Source organism: Amycolatopsis sp. NPDC006125 (genome assembly GCF_040614195.1).
Classification (GTDB): domain Bacteria; phylum Actinomycetota; class Actinomycetes; order Mycobacteriales; family Pseudonocardiaceae; genus Amycolatopsis_E; species Amycolatopsis_E tucumanensis.
Map to the genome: position 1 here is coordinate 1 of NZ_JBEXTZ010000136.1, position 17954 is coordinate 17954.

The 17954-nt window shown below is 71.3% G+C and carries 13 protein-coding genes; 4 read left to right on the plus strand and 9 right to left on the minus strand.

Annotated elements, in window-relative coordinates; translation table 11 throughout:
* Positions 1-135: 135 nt before the first annotated feature.
* The 3 genes from ABZ193_RS39470 to ABZ193_RS39480 form a co-directional block, all read right to left on the minus strand.
* On the minus strand, positions 136-2145 hold the full coding sequence (locus tag ABZ193_RS39470; protein WP_354713798.1) for a phage holin family protein: 2010 nt from the start codon (positions 2143-2145) through the stop codon (positions 136-138).
* The gene (locus ABZ193_RS39475) at positions 2142-2726 is read right to left on the minus strand and encodes a VTT domain-containing protein (RefSeq protein WP_020421754.1); all 585 of its coding nucleotides are present in this window, start codon (positions 2724-2726) and stop codon (positions 2142-2144) included. The genes ABZ193_RS39470 and ABZ193_RS39475 overlap by 4 nt, the downstream gene beginning before the upstream one ends.
* 118 nt (positions 2727-2844) lie before the next feature.
* Positions 2845-3630 carry an MBL fold metallo-hydrolase gene (locus tag ABZ193_RS39480; protein WP_354713799.1) on the minus strand — a complete coding sequence of 262 codons (786 nt, stop codon included), beginning with the start codon at positions 3628-3630 and terminating at the stop codon, positions 2845-2847.
* Between the two features lie 487 nt (positions 3631-4117).
* On the opposite strand from ABZ193_RS39480, the gene gltB reads away from it, so the two are divergent.
* Both gltB and ABZ193_RS39490 read left to right on the plus strand, forming a co-directional pair.
* Positions 4118-8647, plus strand: coding sequence for a glutamate synthase large subunit (gene gltB / locus ABZ193_RS39485; RefSeq protein ID WP_027936412.1), 4530 nt, complete (start codon positions 4118-4120; stop codon positions 8645-8647).
* Positions 8640-10091: a glutamate synthase subunit beta gene (locus ABZ193_RS39490; RefSeq protein ID WP_354713800.1), complete on the plus strand. Its 1452-nt coding sequence runs from the start codon at positions 8640-8642 to the stop codon at positions 10089-10091. The genes gltB and ABZ193_RS39490 overlap by 8 nt, the downstream gene beginning before the upstream one ends.
* A gap of 65 nt (positions 10092-10156) precedes the next feature.
* On the opposite strand, the gene ABZ193_RS39495 is transcribed toward ABZ193_RS39490, so the two are convergent.
* The 4 genes from ABZ193_RS39495 to ABZ193_RS39510 form a co-directional block, all read right to left on the minus strand.
* On the minus strand, positions 10157-10609 hold the full coding sequence (locus tag ABZ193_RS39495; RefSeq protein ID WP_020421758.1) for a nuclear transport factor 2 family protein: 453 nt from the start codon (positions 10607-10609) through the stop codon (positions 10157-10159).
* 11 nt (positions 10610-10620) lie between these two features.
* On the minus strand, positions 10621-11205 hold the full coding sequence (locus tag ABZ193_RS39500; RefSeq protein WP_020421759.1) for an NAD(P)H-dependent oxidoreductase: 585 nt from the start codon (positions 11203-11205) through the stop codon (positions 10621-10623).
* A 150-nt stretch (positions 11206-11355) separates the two neighbouring features.
* A complete protein-coding gene (locus ABZ193_RS39505) occupies positions 11356-11841 on the minus strand; it encodes a hypothetical protein (RefSeq protein ID WP_235716259.1) in 486 nt (161 codons plus the stop codon).
* A gap of 99 nt (positions 11842-11940) precedes the next feature.
* Positions 11941-12873, minus strand: coding sequence for a LysR substrate-binding domain-containing protein (locus ABZ193_RS39510; RefSeq protein WP_354713801.1), 933 nt, complete (start codon positions 12871-12873; stop codon positions 11941-11943).
* Between the two features lie 211 nt (positions 12874-13084).
* Here ABZ193_RS39510 and ABZ193_RS39515 point away from each other — a divergent pair, with 211 nt between their 5' ends.
* Positions 13085-14479 (plus strand): Dyp-type peroxidase, encoded by a 1395-nt coding sequence (locus ABZ193_RS39515; RefSeq protein WP_354713802.1) that lies wholly within the window; start codon positions 13085-13087, stop codon positions 14477-14479.
* Positions 14480-14569: 90 nt separating this feature from the next.
* Positions 14570-15355: a DeoR/GlpR family DNA-binding transcription regulator gene (locus tag ABZ193_RS39520; RefSeq protein ID WP_020421763.1), complete on the plus strand. Its 786-nt coding sequence runs from the start codon at positions 14570-14572 to the stop codon at positions 15353-15355.
* 424 nt (positions 15356-15779) lie between these two features.
* On the opposite strand, the gene ABZ193_RS39525 is transcribed toward ABZ193_RS39520, so the two are convergent.
* Positions 15780-17252 (minus strand): cobyric acid synthase, encoded by a 1473-nt coding sequence (locus ABZ193_RS39525; RefSeq protein ID WP_354713803.1) that lies wholly within the window; start codon positions 17250-17252, stop codon positions 15780-15782.
* The coding region (locus tag ABZ193_RS39530) for a CobD/CbiB family cobalamin biosynthesis protein (RefSeq protein WP_354713805.1) at positions 17249-17954 on the minus strand (706 nt) is incomplete at its 5' end. The genes ABZ193_RS39525 and ABZ193_RS39530, both read right to left, overlap by 4 nt.

Consider the following 17954-nt stretch of genomic DNA (forward strand, 5'->3'; position numbering starts at 1 on the left):
CACCGGGTCAAGGCACGCTTTCCCGCCTTGACGCGGTGTCTCGGCAACCGAACAATTCAAGATCGGGTTCGGAAGGGGCTTCTTTCATCCGGGCGTAGCGAAGCGAAGCCGGCGCCGTAGAAACCCGCGTAGCGGCTACACCCCAGGCTCCGGGTGCCCCAGCTTGGTCAGCCACACCCGGAACAACCGGTGCAGCGACTCGGCGCCCACCAGCTCGCCCGGCGGCTCGAACTCCTTGGGGTGGATGAGGAACCCGCGCTCCTGCTCCCCACCGAGCCCGCCGTGTGAGCCGACGTGGATCTCGAACGGTGAGGCCTCCCCGGTCTCCGGGTCCCACCGGCTGTTGATCATGATGTCGGCGCAGTGCGGGAAGGTGTCCACGCGCCGGATCAGGTCCGGGGCGTGTTCCCCGTACAGCGCCAGCGGGTCCTCCCCGAGCACCTCGCCGGACGCCAGCCGGTGGACCCCGTCGCGGCCGAGCACGACCGGGCCGTGGACGTCGCTGCGCACCAGCATGAACCCGATCCCCGGGTGGTCGACCAGCGCGGGCAGCAGGTCCGGGTACTCGCGCTCGATCGTCTCCAGCGAGACCCTGCCTTCGTGCTCGGTGAACGACACCATCCCGACGTGCCCGGACACCACCACGACCACGCCGGGCGCCACGCGCGTCACCTCGTGCCGCTCGTCCTCCCGTGGCCGGTGCTCGATGCGCCGCGCCCCGGTCACCCGCTCCCGCAGTCGCGTGGCGACCGGGCCCCCGGAAACCGCTTCCGGGGCCGGTCCGCCGCACAGCCGCCCGACGAGCTCCTCCAGCGACTCGCCGAACCGGTGCGCGAACGCCCACCCCTGCGTCTGCCCGTGGTCGGACAGCACCACCAGGTGGTACGGCCGCGGTCCGAGCCGGGACGCCCGGTGCAGCCGCCCGATCTGCTGGTCGATCGCCCGCAGCACGGCGAGCGTGTCGAACCGTTCGATGCCGGAGTGGTGGGCGACCTCGTCGTAGCCGAGGAAGTCCGCGTAGACCACCGGGCGGCCGTTGAGCATGTCCTCCAGCACCGCGGACACCACGACGTCCCGGGAGATGACCGTGGTGCCGGTCCGGGCGATCGGGTAGATCCCGCCGCGCGGCACCCGCGGCACGACGCCCGCCCGCCGCTGCCGCGCCGACGCCGAGACCTCGCGGACGATGTCGACCAGTGCGGAACCCAAGGTGCGCAACGCGTTCACCGGGTTGGCGAAGTAGGCGTAGTAACCTGCGCCGACCCGGTCCGCGCGGCGTCGGCGCAGGCCTCTGGGCAGCAGCACGGACACGGCGCTCATGGTGAGGCTGACGTGCGGCGCGTCGCCGGTGAAGAGGTTGCCGTGGCTGGCGCCGTCGACGGCGAGCAGGCCGCGGCCGTTCGAGTGCCGCCGCTCGATCTCGGCCGCGTCGCGCGGGTGGGCGCACGCCATCACGTGGTCGCGGTCCTTTTCGTACCAGCGGAACCCGAGGATGTCGTGGTTGGAGCCGTGCAGGATGCCGCACACGCTCGCGCCGGTCTGCGAGCTCCAGTCGGTCTGCCAGCGCACCAGCGCGTGGCTGTCCTCGGCGAGCCAGCGCGCCAGGGTCGGCATGTCGCCGTCCCGCACCGCGCGGCGCACGACGTCGTACCCGAGGCCGTCGACCTGCAGGAAGATCAGCCCGGGCGGAAGGTCCGGTCCGGGGTCCGGGCAGCGGCGCGACCGGCGGCGGGCGCGGCGGAAGAACACCTCGTCCTCGTCGATGGCCAGCACGCTCGACACCACGCCGCTGACCGCGGACACCCCGACCACGACGAGGAACCCGGTGCGCAGCCCGTTGACCTCGACCCCCGGCACGACCGCGAACGCCGCCACCGCGCCCGCGCCGAGCACGAGGAAGCTGCCGATGCCCAGCGTGAACAGCGCCAGCGGCAACGCGACCCGCAGCACCTGCGGCCACACCACGGCGGTCAGCAGGCTCAGCAGCAGGCCGCACACCAGCGGCTGCCACTCCTCCGGCATCGCGAAGCCGTCGAGCAGGTCGTCCATGCCGACGAGCGCGAGCGACGTGGTCAGCCACACCAGGGCGAACCGCGCGAGCGACCGTCCACGCCGGAACAGCCGGCCCCTCTCCGCCGTTGTCATCCCCGGTTCCCCACCCTTTCCCTGCGGCGCTTCGCCACCAGGTTGATCACCCCGGTCACCAGCAACACCAGCACGGCGGCTAGCAACGTCGCGACGAGCGGCGAGTCGAAGAGGCCGCCGCTGAGCACGCCGAGCAACGCGTACGCGACCGCCCACAGCACGCACGCCACGGCCGTGGCGGGCAACAGCCTCCGCCACGGGTAGGCGATCGCGCCCGCGGCGAGCAGCACGGGGATGCGCCCGGCAGGCAGCAACCGCCCGACGACCACGAGCTGCCACCCCTGCCGCGCGAACCGCCGCCGCGCCGCGACGAGGCGTTCCGGCTTCTGCCCGCGCGCCAGCCAGCGGACCGCCGCGTCGCTGCCCAGGCGCGCGACCGCGAAGGTCACGACGTCACCCACCATCGCCCCCGCGGCGGCCAGCAGCAGCACCAAGGGCAACGACAGGTGCCCGGTGGTCATGGCGATCGCGGCCGCCGCACCGACGACGGCCCCGGTCGGGACGATCGGCACGATCGAGCCGACGAGGACGCCCAGGAAGAGGGTCGGATAGCCGACGCTGGAGAGGTCGGTCCAGTTCACCCAGCCACCCCATCACGCACCCGCCCCGGCCCGGTGACCGCCGCGCCGACGATCGCCGATCTCACACCGACGAGCACGGGACTGGCGAAGCCCGCGGTTGTGGGCTCTCCGGGTGGCCTCATCGGGGCGACCTGTGCAGCCGCACCGGCTCGCCGGGCTCCGTGAGGGCCACCGTGGTCGGCAGGCCGCGATCCGCCACCTGTGCCGCGAAGGTCCGTGGCGGTGAGACCAGCAACCGCCGCATGCGGCGGGTTCGCGCCAGGCCGGGGACGGCCAGCGTGCCCCAGTGCACGGGCACCGCCACGCGCGGCCGCACCAGTGAGACCGCCTCCGCGGCCCGCGCCGGGTCCAGGTGCCCCGGCCCCAGATTCGGCCCCCACCCCCACACCGGCAGCAGCGCCACGTCCACCGGGCCGAGTTCGGCCATCCCCGGGTACAGGTCCGTGTCCCCGGCGACGTACACCCGCGCCCCCGGCCCCTCCACGACGTGACCGCTCGCGGGCGCCTGCGGACCGTGCGTGAAGCGCGGCCCCCAGCGGTGCCCGGAGTGGTCCGCAGGCACCGCGGTCACCCGGAGGTCGCCGAGCTCCAGCCGCTCCCCGATGTCCAGTTCCGCCACCGCCGGAAACCCCCGCCGCCGCAACCACCCGCCGGCCCCGCGCGGCACCACGATCCGCACGTCCCGCCCCAGCAGCCGCAGCGACGGCACGTGCAGGTGGTCGCCGTGCAGGTGGGAAATCAGCACCAGGTCGACATCGGCGTAGGCAGCGGGATCCAGCGGTGGCGCGACCCGCACCAGCCCGCCCACCGTGCGCGTCAGCACCGGATCGGTCAGCACGACCCGGCCGGCGATCTCCAGCCGGACCGTCGAGTGCCCGAGGAAACGCATCGCCAGGCCGTCCACACCCCGAGTATCCCGGCCGGAAGGCGCTCCGCGTCCGTAACACCTTGATTACTTAATCGGACACTCACTCGAACCGGTGAATCGATCACGGCACCCCACCGGCACACCTTTGCGCTGGTCAACGCTGGTGCAACGGTACTTCCACACCGGAGGCTGTCGCGTCAACGTCCGTATGGCATATGCCACGAGGTCCGCTCGACGTATGTCGATAACGGCGAGTTCACACTACTGTCATAAGACCCGGCGAACCCGGGGGTAACTGGCGCGCCGCGGGAACCCGCCCACCACGACCCGGGGATCTCGCTGATGCGCGCCAGCGGCCCGAAGACGTGCCGACCGGCGGCCACCCAACGACGTGTGGCCGGTGTGCCGAGTCCTGCCCTCGTTCAGGCGACTCGGACTTCTGCTCTCGACTGACCATCGCGCAGGAGGGCTGTTGCGTTAACAACAGCCCGTGCCGCGCCCACGTGTGAGGAGACGGCCAGCCGTGACCCGCCACAGTGTTCGCAAGCCGGAAGGCTTGTACGACGCGCAATACGAGCACGATGCCTGCGGTGTCGCGTTCGTCGCCGATATGTCCGGCCGACGCAGCCACGACATCGTGACCAAGGCCCTGACGGCCCTGCGCAACCTCGAACACCGTGGCGCCAGAGGAGCGGAACCGGAGACCGGCGACGGCGCGGGCATCCTGATCCAGGTCCCGGACGCGTTCTTCCGCGAGGTCGTCGACTTCGAGCTGCCCGAGGCGGGTCACTACGCCGTGGGCACCGCGTTCCTGCCGGTCGACGAGACCGCCCGCGGCCGCGCCATGAGCGCGATCGAGGGCCTCGTCGCCGAGGAGGGCCTGCGTGTCCTGGGCTGGCGCGAGGTCCCGGTGGACACCGAGCACGTCGGGCCGACGGCGGCCTCGACCATGCCGCACTTCGCGCAGCTGTTCCTGGCCTCGCGCGAAGGGCTGCGCACCGGGCTGGACCTGGAACGCGCGGCGTTCTGCGTGCGCAAGCGCGCCGAGCACCTGCTGGCCGACGAGGACGTGTACTTCCCGAGCCTGTCCGCCCGCACCATCGTCTACAAGGGAATGCTCACCGAGCCGCAGGTGCCGCGGTTCTTCCCGGACCTGACCGACGAGCGCGTGACGAGCGCGATCGGGCTGGTGCACTCCCGCTTCTCGACCAACACGTTCCCGTCGTGGCCGCTGGCCCACCCGTACCGGTACGTGGCGCACAACGGTGAGATCAACACGCTGCGCGGCAACCGGAACTGGATGGACGCGCGCGAGTCGATGCTGTCCACCGACCTGATCCCGGGTGACCTCAAGCGGATCTACCCGATCATCACCCGCGGCGCGAGCGACTCGGCGAGCTTCGACGAGGTCCTCGAACTGCTGCACCTAGGGGGTCGCAGCCTGCCGCACGCCGTCCTCATGATGATCCCGGAGGCGTGGGAGAACCACGAGGAGATGGACGAGGCGCGCCGCGCCTTCTACGAGTTCCACTCCACGCTGATGGAGCCGTGGGACGGCCCGGCGCTCGTGTCGTTCACCGACGGCACCCAGATCGGCGCGGTGCTGGACCGCAACGGCCTGCGCCCGGCGCGGTACTGGGTCACCGAGGACGGCCTGGTCGTGCTCGCCAGCGAGGTCGGCGTGCTGGAGCTGGACCAGTCGACGATTGTGAAGAAGGGCCGGCTGGAGCCGGGCCGCATGTTCCTCGTCGACACGGCCGAGGGCCGCATCATCGACGACGAGGAGATCAAGGGGCAGCTGGCCGCCGAGCACCCCTACGGCGACTGGGTCGACCAGGGCCTGGTGCGCCTGGAGGAACTGCCCGAGCGCGAGCGCGAGGTGCCCACGCACGCCTCGCTGGTGCGCCGCCAGCAGGCCTTCGGCTACACCGAAGAAGAGCTCGACACCCTGCTGTCGCCGATGGCGCGCAGTGGCGCGGAGCCGATCGGCTCGATGGGCAACGACTCGCCGCTCGCGCCGCTGTCGTCCGGCCCGCGGCCGATCTTCGACTACTTCATCCAGCTGTTCGCCCAGGTCACCAACCCGCCGTTGGACGCCATCCGCGAGGAGCTGGTGACGTCGCTTGGCACCCAGCTCGGCGCGCAGCCGAACCTGCTGGAGGCCACCGGCGAGTCGTGCCGCCGCGTCGTCCTGCCGTTCCCGGTGCTGGACAACGACGAGCTGGCCAAGCTGGTGCACATCAACGACGACGGCGACCTGCCGGAGTTCACCGCGGTCACCATCCACGGCCTCTACGACGTGCACGGCGGCGGCGACGCGCTGCTGGCGCGCCTGGAGGAGATCCGCACCGAGGTGTCCAACGCGATCTCCGAGGGCGCGCGGCTGATCGTGCTGTCCGACCGCGGGGTCGACGCCGACCACGCGGCGATCCCGTCGCTGCTGCTCACCGGCGCGGTGCACCACCACCTGGTGCGGCAGAAGACCCGCACGCAGGTCGGCATCATCGCCGAGACCGCCGACGCCCGCGAGGTGCACCACATCGCGCTGCTGCTGGGTTACGGCGCCGCCGCGGTCAACCCGTACCTGGCGATGGCCACGGTCGAGGAGCTGGCCCGCGACGGCAAGATCCCGGGCGTCACCGCGCAGCAGGCGACCCGCAACCTGATCAAGGCGCTGGGCAAGGGCGTACGCAAGACCATGTCGAAGATGGGAGTGTCCACTGTGGCCTCCTACACCGGCGCGCAGATCTTCGAGGCGCTCGGCCTGTCGCAGGAGGTCATCGACACCTGCTTCACCGGCACCACCTCGCGGCTGGGCGGCGTCGGCTTCGACGTGCTGCACGAGGAGGTCCGGCAGCGGCACGCCCGCGCGTTCCCGCGCGACGGGTTCCGCCCGAACCACCGCGAGCTGGAGATCGGCTCGGACTACCAGTGGCGGCGCGAGGGCGAGCCGCACCTGTTCAACCCGCACACGGTCTTCAAGCTGCAGCACTCCACGCGCACCGGCCGCTACGAGGTGTTCAAGGAGTACACGAACGCCGTCGACGAGCAGTCGAAGAAGCTGTTCACCCTGCGCGGCCTGTTCGAGCTGAAGGAGGGCGTGCGCCCGCCGGTGCCGATCGAGGAGGTCGAGCCGGTCTCCGAGATCGTCAAGCGGTTCGCCACCGGCGCCATCTCCTACGGCTCGATCTCCCAGGAGATGCACGAGACGCTGGCGATCGCGATGAACCGGCTGGGCGGCAAGTCCAACACCGGTGAGGGCGGCGAGGACCCGGAGCGGCTGTACGACCCGGAGCGGCGCAGCGCCGTGAAGCAGGTCGCGAGCGGCCGGTTCGGCGTCACCAGCGAGTACCTGGTCAACGCCGACGACATCCAGATCAAGATGGCGCAGGGCGCGAAGCCCGGCGAGGGCGGTCAGCTGCCCGGCGCGAAGGTGTACCCGTGGATCGCGAAGACGCGGCACTCCACGCCGGGTGTCGGCCTGATTTCCCCGCCGCCGCACCACGACATCTACTCGATCGAGGACCTGGCGCAGCTGATCCACGACCTGAAGAACGCCAACCCGGCCGCCCGCATCCACGTGAAGCTGGTGTCCGAGGTCGGCGTCGGCACGGTCGCGGCCGGTGTGTCGAAGGCGCACGCGGACGTCGTGCTGATCTCCGGTCACGACGGCGGCACCGGCGCCTCGCCGCTGTCCTCGATCAAGCACGCGGGCGGCCCGTGGGAGCTGGGCCTGGCCGAGACGCAGCAGACCTTGCTGGCGAACCGGCTGCGCGACCGGATCGTGGTGCAGACCGACGGCCAGCTCAAGACCGGCCGCGACGTCGTGATCGCCGCGCTGCTCGGCGCCGAGGAGTTCGGCTTCGCGACCGCGCCGCTGGTGGTGTCCGGCTGCATCATGATGCGCGTCTGCCACCTGGACACCTGCCCGGTCGGCGTGGCGACGCAGAACCCGAAGCTGCGCGAGAAGTTCAGCGGCAAGGCCGAGTACGTGGTGAACTTCTTCGAGTTCATCGCGCAGGAGGTGCGCGAGTACCTGGCGCGGCTGGGCTTCCGCTCGATCGAGGAGGCCGTCGGGCACGCCGAGGTGCTCGACACCCGTCCCGCGGTCGACCACTGGAAGGCGCGCGGGCTGGACCTGTCGCCGATCTTCCACGTGCCCGAACTGGAGCCGCGTGCCGCGCGGCACCAGGTGGTCAAGCAGGACCACGGCCTGGAGAAGGCGCTGGACAACACGCTGATCCAGCTCGCCGAGGGCGCGCTGAACTCCGGGGACAAGGTGCGGCTGGAACTGCCGGTGCGCAACGTGAACCGGACCGTCGGCACCATGCTCGGGTCGGAGCTGACCAAGCGCTGGGGCGGCGAGGGCCTGCCGGACGACACGATCGACGTGACCTTCACCGGCACCGCCGGGCAGTCGTTCGGCGCGTTCATCCCGAAGGGCATCACGCTGCGGCTGTTCGGCGACGGCAACGACTACGTGGGCAAGGGCCTCTCCGGTGGCCGCATCATCGTGCGGCCGCCCAAGGAGGCGAAGTTCGACACGTCGGCGAACATCATCGCGGGCAACGTGATCGGCTACGGCGCGACCGGCGGGCAGATCTTCCTGCGCGGCAAGGTCGGCGAGCGGTTCTGCGTGCGCAACTCGGGCGCGCTGGCCGTCGTGGAGGGCGTCGGCGACCACGGTTGCGAGTACATGACCGGCGGTCGCGTGGTGGTGCTCGGGCCGACCGGGCGCAACTTCGCCGCCGGCATGTCCGGCGGGATCGCCTACGTGCTGGACCTGTCGCCGCTGCGGGTGAACCCGGAGATGGTCGACGTGGACCCGCTGGACGACGAGGACGTCGAGTTCCTGCGGGACGCGGTCGAGGCGCACTTCGTGGAGACCGAGTCGCCGGTGGCGCGGGAGCTGCTGGCCGACTGGGAGACCACGATCGCCCGGTTCGCCAAGGTCATGCCCAAGGACTACAAGCGGGTCCTGGCCGCGCAGGCGGAAGCCGAGCGCGACGGCCGGGACGTGAACGAAGCCATCATGGAGGCCGCACATGGCTGACCCCAAGGGTTTTCTGACGACGCCGCGCGAGACGCCGAAGACCCGGCCGGTGCCGCTGCGGCTGCTCGACTGGCGCGAGGTGTACGAGGACTTCGCGTCGAACAAGCTGGAGAAGCAGGCCGGCCGCTGCATGGACTGCGGCATCCCGTTCTGCCACCAGGGCTGCCCGCTGGGCAACCTGATCCCGGAGTGGAACACGCTGGTCTGGAGCGACGACTGGCGCGACGCGATCGAGCGGCTGCACGCCACGAACAACTTCCCGGAGTTCACCGGGACGCTGTGCCCCGCGCCGTGCGAGACCGCGTGCGTGCTGGGGATCAACGACGACCCGGTGACGATCAAGCGGGTCGAGATCTCCATCGTGGACCGCGCGTGGGAGGAAGGCTGGATCACGCCGCAGCCCCCGAAGACGCGCACCGGCAAGAAGGTCGCGGTGGTCGGGTCCGGTCCGTCCGGCCTGGCGGCGGCGCAGCAGCTGACCCGCGCCGGGCACGACGTGGTCGTGTTCGAGCGGGCCGACGCGATCGGCGGGCTGCTGCGGTACGGCATCCCCGAGTTCAAGATGGAGAAGCGCCGGCTGGACCGGCGGCTGGACCAGATGCGGGCCGAGGGCACCGAGTTCCGGACCGGTGTGAACGTCGGGGTCGACATCACGGCGGAGGAGCTGCGGTCGTCCTACGACGCGGTGGTGCTGGCCGGTGGCGCGACCGCGTGGCGCGACCTGCCGGTCAAGGGCCGCGAGATCCCGGGCATCCACCAGGCGATGGAGTTCCTGCCGCTGGCGAACCGGGTGGCGTCGGGTGAGCTGGAGTCGTCGCCGATTTCGGCCGAGGGCAAGCACGTCGTGGTGATCGGCGGCGGTGACACCGGCGCGGACTGCGTCGGCACGTCGCACCGGCAGGGCGCGCTTTCGGTGACCCAGCTGGAGATCATGCCGCGACCGCCGGAGACCCGGTCGGAGGCGCACCCGTGGCCGATGTACCCGATGATCTTCCGGGTGTCCTCGGCGCACGAGGAGGGCGGCGAGCGGCTGTACTCGGTGAGCACGCAGGAGTTCCTCGCCGACGAGGACGGGAACCTGCGGGCGCTGCGGCTGGTCGAGGTCCACAACAAGGGCGGGAAGTTCGTCGAGGTCGAGGGCACCGAGCGGGAGCTGCCCGCGCAGCTGGTGCTGCTGGCGATGGGCTTCGTCGGCCCGCAGCGCGAAGGCCTGATCGAGCAGCTCGGCGTGGAGCTGGACGCGCGCGGCAACGTCGCGCGGGACGCGGATTTCCGCACCAGCGTGGAGAACGTGTTCGTGGCCGGTGACATGGGCCGCGGGCAGTCGCTGATCGTGTGGGCGATCGCCGAGGGCCGCTCCGCCGCGGCCGGCGTGGACGCCTACCTGACCGGCCGGAACGTCCTGCCGGCGCCGATCGCGCCGACGGACCGGCCGATCGCCTAGTGCCCCGGGGCGGGCCGCCGCGGCAACGAAGCCGCGACGGCCCGCCCCGAGCCCAACGCGCACCGTCAGGGTTCGAGGTCGACCACGCCCTTGCCGCTGGAGACGTCCAGCGGCACAGAGACCTGGTCGTGGGCGATCAACCAGGCGCCGTCGACCTTTCGCATGCCGTAGGTGACCCGGACCCACATCCCGTTCGCCGTCACCCCGCTCGGCAGCGTGCCGTGCAGGCGCGCGAAGGCATACCCGTACGCCACCTCGTCACCCACGGTGAAGGTCAGGTCGCGAATCTCGTAGGTCACGGTCTCAAAGAACCGGAACACCCGCGCCCAGTTCTCGAGTTTCGCCGCGATTCCGACGTGCTGGAGCGGCGGCTCGATGTCGAAGGACACGACGTCTTCCGTGTACAGCTGCCGCAGGGCCTCCATGTCCTTGGCCCGCAACGCTTCGGCCACCTTGCCGATCTGCTCGCGAATCTCGGCTTCATCGCGCTGGGCCCGGAACCCGTTGACCGTAGTCATGATTCGTCCCCTCAAGACTGGGCGGAAACGGTTTCGGCGGTGGCCCGCAGGGGCGCCATGGCGGTGCTCCAGGCGATGAGCTGATCCAGGGTTTTGCCCAGGGTGGCGACGTGGTGGTCGCGTGGCGTGAAGGTGGTGTGGTTCTCGAAGTCGGTGAGCACCGAGATCGCGACCTGGTAGCCGACGTCGGCCATGCCGAGCGTGCTGCAGACCGTCCGCAGCTGCACCACGGCGCGGGCGCCGCCGTTGGCGCCGTAGGAGACGAAGCCGACCGCCTTGTCGGTCCATTCGGCGAAAGCGTGGTCGAGTGCGTTCTTCAGCACTCCGGGCATCCCGCCGTTGTACTCCGGGGTCACCACCACGAAGCCGTCGAACGGAGCGATCCGCTCGGCCCAAGCGCGGGTGTGGGCGTGGACCGACGGGCCGAACATCGGCGGCATCGGCTCGTCCAGGTGCGGCAGCGGGTGGTCGCGCAGATCGATCAGTTCGAATTCGGCGTCGTCGCGCTGTGAGGCCGTGTCGAGGACCCACTGGGCGATCTGCGCGCCGTTGCGGTTGGGGCGGGTGCTGCCGAGGATGATGCCGATTCTGGTCATTTTCCGAAAACTCCTGTCGTGCATCGCGAGTGTGCTGATCTTCCGACGACGTGGCCGGCCGGAACGTCAGGCCGGCCCGGTCAGGCGAGGTCGTCCGGGGAGCCAGGCGCGCAGGTTCACCGGGGACCGAGATGAACCCGATCCCTGTGGTCATCGCGTTGCGGAATGGATGATTTCGGCTCGCATCCGCTCGTTCGGCGTCGCGATGTCCCACACCCGGACGGTGCCCTGCGCATCGCGGTAGGCGCCGGTGCCGCCGGTGATGGCCATGTCGAGCGGGCTCTCGCCGGTGACCCAGAGCGATTGCGCGGTCAGCGATCCCTGCTCGAGCCTCGCCGTGAGCACGCACTGCGTGGTGATCTTGGCGCCGTCGAGGTGGACGATCTGGCACGAACCCCCGCCTTGCCCCACCCTGCGGCCGTCCTTGAGCAGCCAGCCGGAATACACGTAGAGATCACCTACACTGGCGCCGGCCGGCGGCAGGTCGGGGGCCGCGTACTGGTCGTTCTCGACCGCGAGTTCCAGGATTTCGGTAGGGGCCGGCCGGCTCGCCGTGCTGGTCTCCGCCCCGTAGGCGCTGAGCGCGCCGCCGGCCAGCAGCGCCCCCGCGACCACCACGACGAAGCTCTTCCGCAACGGTTTCCTCGAGTACATGGTTTCTTCCTCGTCTCCGGATTTCGACCGAACACCGAGAAAGTTATGACGCCGAGGACATCTTGACTAAGACCAATATCGCTATGGCGTTATAGCCGCCGGGGTATGCGGCCCGCCGGACATCCAGTTCCAGCCGATGATCGTGTCGCGCAACCCGCGGGCGGCGGGCGAGAGGTGGTTGCCGGCGCCCCAGTACAGGGTGAGCGTGCGGCGGCAGTCCGGGGCGTCGACGGCGATCCAGGCGGCCGAGTCGCTGGGGAACGAGCGTTTGGCGAGGTCGGGGACGAGGCCGACGCCGAGGCCCGCCTTGATGAGTTCCGCGATGGCGCCCAGCTCGTCGCCCTCGCAGACGATCTTCGGGGTGAGGTCGCGGGCCGCGAAGAGCCGATCGAGCAGCCGGCGATGCCAGTGACCCTTGCCAGCGGCGATGAAGGGTTCGCCGGCGAGTTGTTCGATGGTCACCGAGGTCCGGCCCGCCAGCGGGTGATCGAGCGGAGTGGCCAGCCAGATGACCTCGTCCAGCAGCGGGACGGCCTCCAGCCCTTCGGTGGAGATCGGCTGGGAGGCGGCGCAGAGGTCGACGTCGTGAGCCAGGAGGCGGCGGGCCATCTCCGCGGCGGGCGTCTGGCGGAGTTCGACTTCCACGCCGGGATGAGCCCGCTTGAAGGCCGTGAGCGGCCCGATGAAGGTGAGGAAGGTTTCCGAGGCCAGTCGCGCGGTGCCGAAGCTCCCGCTGGTGGCCTCGGCGACGGCCCGGCGCCCTGCTTCGAGCTCGCCGAGCGCGCGTTCGACGTAGTCGCGAAAGAGCCTTCCGGTGTCGTTCAGCCGGAGCCGCCCGGCCCGATCGAACAGGGGCGTGCGCAGCTCGCTCTCCAGGCGGGCGATGGTGCGGCTCAGTGACGGCTGGGCGACGCGCAGCTCGTCGGCCGCGTGGCTGAGGTGTTCCAGTCGCGCCACCACGAGGAACTGCCTGAGCGAGTTCAGGTCCATCGCACGCCGTACCTTCCCGAGCATGACCGCATGTCAATACTGATCTCAGGCACGATAGCCCTCCGGCTATAGCGCCACCGGTCCGTTCGCCCCCTGAGCCGATCGGGTGAAAACCCGCCCATTTCGTACTTGGCAGCCACTCAGCGCGACTTAGGGGCAGGTGACGGCGCCGCACACGACAGGGGCCTCGCGGCGCCGCCACCGTCACTGGGGTAAAGCCAAGAGGGGGGCGCACATGCCTGTCGACCTGTCCACCACGCTGTCCTGGAAGTCCGCCACCGGCGAAGCGGCCACCATGCTCGACGAGCTGCAGCCGAACATCCTGAAGGCGCACGTCCGGGACCGCCTCACCGTGCTGTTCCTCGGCTTCGGCGACGCCGCCGAGGCCCGCACCTTCCTGAACGGCCTGTCCGGGCTGATGAAGTCCGCGCGGACCCACCTGAAGGAGGTCGAGGCGCACAAGCTCACGAAGGCGGTCGGCACGCCCTACCTGGGCGTCGGCCTGACCGCGCACGGCTACGCGACGCTCGGCGTCACCGCGCCTGCCGACCCGTCGTTCACCGCGGGCGCGAAGGCGGCGGTCGAGAAGCTCGCCGACCCGGCCGTCACCGAGTGGGAGGGCCACTACCAGCAGACGATCGACGCCGTGCTCCTCCTCGGCGACGCGACCGCCGGTCCGGTCCGCACCCTGCGCCGCCAGGTCGAGGCGCTGCGCCCGGCGTCGGTCACGGTGGTGGGCGAGGAGTCCGGGCTCGGGCTCGCCAACGCCAACGGCGACGGGATCGAGCACTTCGGTTACGTCGACGGGCGCAGCCAGCCGCTGTTCCTCACCGAGGACGTCGACGCGGAGCGGGACACCACCGACGGCGTCAACGACTGGGACCCGTCGGCGCCGCTGGAGCAGGTCCTCGTGCCCGACCCGGCCGCGCCGGACCCGACCGTCCACTTCGGAAGCTACTTCGTGTTCCGCAAGCTGGAGCAGAACGTCCGGCTGTTCAAGGAGGCCGAGCGCGACCTCGCGCACGACCTCGGGCTGCGCGGCGAGGACCGGGAGCGGGCAGGCGCGATGCTGATCGGCCGGTTCGAGGACGGCACGCCGCTGACCGTGCAGAGCGCGCCCGGCTCGCACCACCCGGTCGGCAACGACTTCAGCTACGACAGCGACAAGCTGGGCCAGAAGTGCCCGTTCCACGCGCACATCCGCAAGACCAACCCGCGGGGTTCGGGCGGGGCGGAGGCGCCGGAGGAGGAGCGCAAACACCTGATGGCCCGGCGCGGCCAGACCTACGGCCGCCGCCACGACGACCCGAACGCGGACCTGCCGCCGCGCCTGCGCCCGGCGAAGGACGTCGGCCTGCTGTTCATGGCCTTCAACTCGAACCTGGGCAACCAGTTCGAGTTCACGCAGCAGATCTGGGCGAACAACCCCGCGTTTCCGTTCCCGCCGGACGGTTCGCAGCCGGGTCTCGACCCGGTCATCGGGCAGGGCGCGCGGGCACCGCAGAAATACGCGCCGGAATGGGGCCACAACAACGTGGCCGAGGCGACCGATCCCATTCCGCAGGCGGTCACGATGAAGGGCGGCGAGTATTTCTTCATGCCGTCACTTGCCTTCCTGCGGAGTCTGTGAGTGAAATTCCGACAGCCCGCCGGATTTCCTCCGGCGGGCTGTTGCCGTGATCGGGTTTCCAAGGCGCGCGCGAGGCGGTATTACTGATGCGTGGACAGGCATGAGCGGCTGAACACGCTGCTCGAAATGATCGGCGAGCAGGGCCGGGTCGAGGTGGACCAGGCGGCGGCGAAACTGAACGTCTCCCCTGCCACGATCCGGCGCGACCTCGATCATTTGGCAGGCCGCCAATTGCTCACCAGAGCCCGGGGCGGCGCCGTGGCCGGCAACGTCGCCTACAACCTCCCCGGCCGCAACCACGCCGACCGGCACGCGGTGGAAAAGCGCCGCATCGCCGAGGCCGCGGCCCGGCTGGTGAATCGCGGAATGGTGATCGGGTTCAACGGGGGCACCACCACGACCGAGGTCAGCAGGGCGATCGCCAGCCGTCCGGATTTCAACGACCGCGGCAGTTCACCGGCGCTGACCGTGGTGACGAACGCGGTGAACATCGCGCACGAGCTGACCGTGCGGCAGAGCATCCGGCTGGTCAGCACCGGCGGGGTGGCGCGGCCGCAGTCGTTCGAGCTGACCGGGCACCTGGCGGGGATGGTGCTGGAGGAGGTCAGCCTCGACCTGGCGTTCATCGGCGTGGACGCCGTCGACCCGCTGCGGGGAGCCTACGCGCACCACGAATCCGAGGCGGCGATCAACAAGCTGCTGGCACACCGCGCGAAGAAGGTCGTGGTGGTGACCGACAGCTCGAAACTGGGAGCCTACGCATTCGCCCGCATCTGCCCGACGCTCGACATCGACCTGCTGATCACCGATTCAGCCGCCGAGCCGAGCCTGGTGTCGGCCTTCGAACTCGAAGGCGTGCGGGTGACGCTCGTCTGAGCTGAAACCGGCCCGCGCTCAGCCAACGGCACCGCCCGGCAGGCCGTGTCACGGTCAGCCGCAGCCAGCGCTCGACCACATCCGCCCAGCCCAACCGCGGCGCCAGCCCCGCAGGCGAGCGCCACGCTCACCCCACTCCGGGCAACCCCTCCGGCGCACCACGCTCAATCAGCCGCAGCAGGGCATCCGTGTCCAGCCGCGCCCCGGTCAACCGCAGCCGCTCAACGCACAACCCCGGCCTAACCCAGCGCCAGCACCCAGAGGCGAGCCCCACACTCAGCCCACACCAGGCAGCCCCTCCGGCGCACCACGCTCACCCCGCGCCGGGCAGCCCGCCCGGCAGCCCGCGCCCCGGTCAACCGCAGCCGCCCAACCCACAACCCCGGCCTAACCCAGCGCCAGCACCCGCAGGCGAGCCCCACCCTCACCCCACACCAGGCAACCCCTCAGGCGCACCACGCTCGATCAGCCGCAGCAGGGCGTCCGTGTCCAGGCGCTCCTCGACGGCGTCCGCGAGCCGGTCCAGCATCGATTCCCGCAGGGTGGCGAAACCGGGTGCCCCCGGCGCCGGTGACCAAGCCACCCCGGCCTGCGCCGCCACCTCGCCCAGCCACGCCCGGCGGAAGCCGTCGTTGTCCAGGGTGCCGTGCCACGTCGTGCCCCACACCGCACCGCGCCGCCAGCCGTCCAGGAACGGTTCGGCCTCCCCGGTCGGCGTCGCGCTGCCGTGGTGGATCTCGTAGGCCTCGACCTCGTGCCCGCGCCACCGCGCGACCGGCCTGCCGAGCACCTTCTCCACACTGAACGACACCCGCGTCGGCAGCAGACCCAGCCCCGGCACCGTCCCGGCACCGGACTCGACATCGTCCACAATGGTCTCCGCCAGCATCTGATAGCCGCCGCAAATGCCCAGCACCGGCCGCCCCGCCGCCGCCCGCGCGGCCAGGGCCGGCTCCAGCCCGCGCTCCCGCAACCACCGCAGATCCCCCACCGTCGCGCGGGTTCCGGGCAGCACCACCAGGTCCGCGGCCCGCACGGTGTCCGGGTCCGCGGTCAGCGTGACCGTCACGCCCGGCTCGGCGGCGAGCGCGTCCACATCGGTCGCGTTCGACGCGCGCGGGAACCGCACCACCGCTACCCGCAAACCACCGGTCGCCTGCTGCTCGTGCCGCCAGCCCGCCACGGCGAGCGCGTCCTCCGAGTCGATCCACACCCCGTCGAGCCAGGGCAGCACCCCCAGCACCGGCCGGTGTGTCAGCTCCGCGATCCGGTCCAGGCCCGGTCGCAGCAACGACTCGTCGCCGCGGAACTTGTTCACCACCCAGCCGGCGAGCAGCGCCTGGTCCGCGGGCTCCAGCAACGCGACCGTCCCGTACATCGCGGCCAGCACGCCACCGCGGTCGATGTCGCCGACCACCACGACCGGCAGCCCGAACCGCCGCGCCAGCCCCATGTTCACGTAGTCGCCCTGCCGCAGGTTGATCTCGGCGGGGCTGCCCGCGCCCTCGCACACCACGACGTCGAACCGCGTGCGCAGCTCGTCGAAGGCGTCGAAGGCGATGCGTGCCAGCTCACGGCGGCCGGTGGCGAACTCGCCTGCTTCCAGCGTCCCGAACGGCTTGCCGAGCGCGATGACGTGGCTGCGCCGGTCGCTGCCCGGTTTCAGCAGCACCGGGTTCATCGCGGCCTCCGGCTCCACCCCGGCCGCGACCGCCTGCAACCACTGCGCCCGCCCGATCTCCGCGCCGTCGGCGCAGACCATCGAGTTGTTCGACATGTTCTGCGCCTTGAACGGCGCCACCCGCAGCCCGCGGCGCGCGAGCCACCGGCAGATGCCCGCGGTGACCAGGCTCTTCCCGGCGTCCGAAGTGGTCCCGGCGACCAGCAGACCCCTCATCGCGCCACCGCCGCGGCCAGCGCGAGCGCCACCAGCCCGACCGCGCGGGACAACCGGACGGCGCGGCGCAGGTCGGCAGCGTCCGGCGCCGGGCCGTCGCCGAGCGCGCCCCGGTCCTCGACCCGGCCGGCGTAGGTGTTGACCCCGCCCAGCCGCACGCCGAGCGCGCCCGCGAAGGCCGCCTCGATCTGCCCGGCGTTCGGGCTCGGGTGCTGTGCGGCATCGCGCCGCCACACCGCCACCGACCGGCCGGGGCGGCCGCCCACAACCCGCGCACAGGCGGCGGTGGCGAGCGCGCCGAGGCGGGCGGGCAGCAGGTTGGCGAGGTCGTCACCGCGCGCGGCGGCCCAGCCGAACCGCTCGAAACGGGGCGTGCGGTGCCCGACCATCGCGTCGAGGGTGTTGAGCGCCCGGTAGCCGAGCAGCCCGGGCACCCCGGCCACCGCGCCCCACACCAGCGGCGCGACGACGGCGTCGCTGGTGTTCTCGGCGATCGACTCGGTCGCGGCCCTGGCCAGGCCCTTTTCGTCCAGTTCGGAGGCGTCGCGGCCGCACAGGTGCCCCAGCCGCTGCCGCGCTGCGGGCACGTCGCCCGACTCGAGCCGGACGGCCATCGCCTCCCCCTCCGCCGCCAGGCCCCGGCCGCCGAGGACGGTCCACGTGGCGAGCGCCGTCACCGCGACGCGGGCGAACGGCCGCCGG

What these genes read in the sequence shown, in the direction of transcription:
- ABZ193_RS39470 (WP_354713798.1), bottom strand. Translation starts at nt 2,145, where the DNA reads ATGACAACGGCGGAGAGGGGCCGGCTGTTCCGGCGTGGACGGTCGCTC.
- ABZ193_RS39490 (WP_354713800.1), top strand. Translation starts at nt 8,640, where the DNA reads ATGGCTGACCCCAAGGGTTTTCTGACGACGCCGCGCGAGACGCCGAAG.
- ABZ193_RS39495 (WP_020421758.1), bottom strand. Translation starts at nt 10,609, where the DNA reads ATGACTACGGTCAACGGGTTCCGGGCCCAGCGCGATGAAGCCGAGATT.
- ABZ193_RS39500 (WP_020421759.1), bottom strand. Translation starts at nt 11,205, where the DNA reads ATGACCAGAATCGGCATCATCCTCGGCAGCACCCGCCCCAACCGCAAC.
- ABZ193_RS39510 (WP_354713801.1), bottom strand. Translation starts at nt 12,873, where the DNA reads ATGCTCGGGAAGGTACGGCGTGCGATGGACCTGAACTCGCTCAGGCAG.
- ABZ193_RS39515 (WP_354713802.1), top strand. Translation starts at nt 13,085, where the DNA reads ATGCCTGTCGACCTGTCCACCACGCTGTCCTGGAAGTCCGCCACCGGC.
- ABZ193_RS39525 (WP_354713803.1), bottom strand. Translation starts at nt 17,252, where the DNA reads ATGAGGGGTCTGCTGGTCGCCGGGACCACTTCGGACGCCGGGAAGAGC.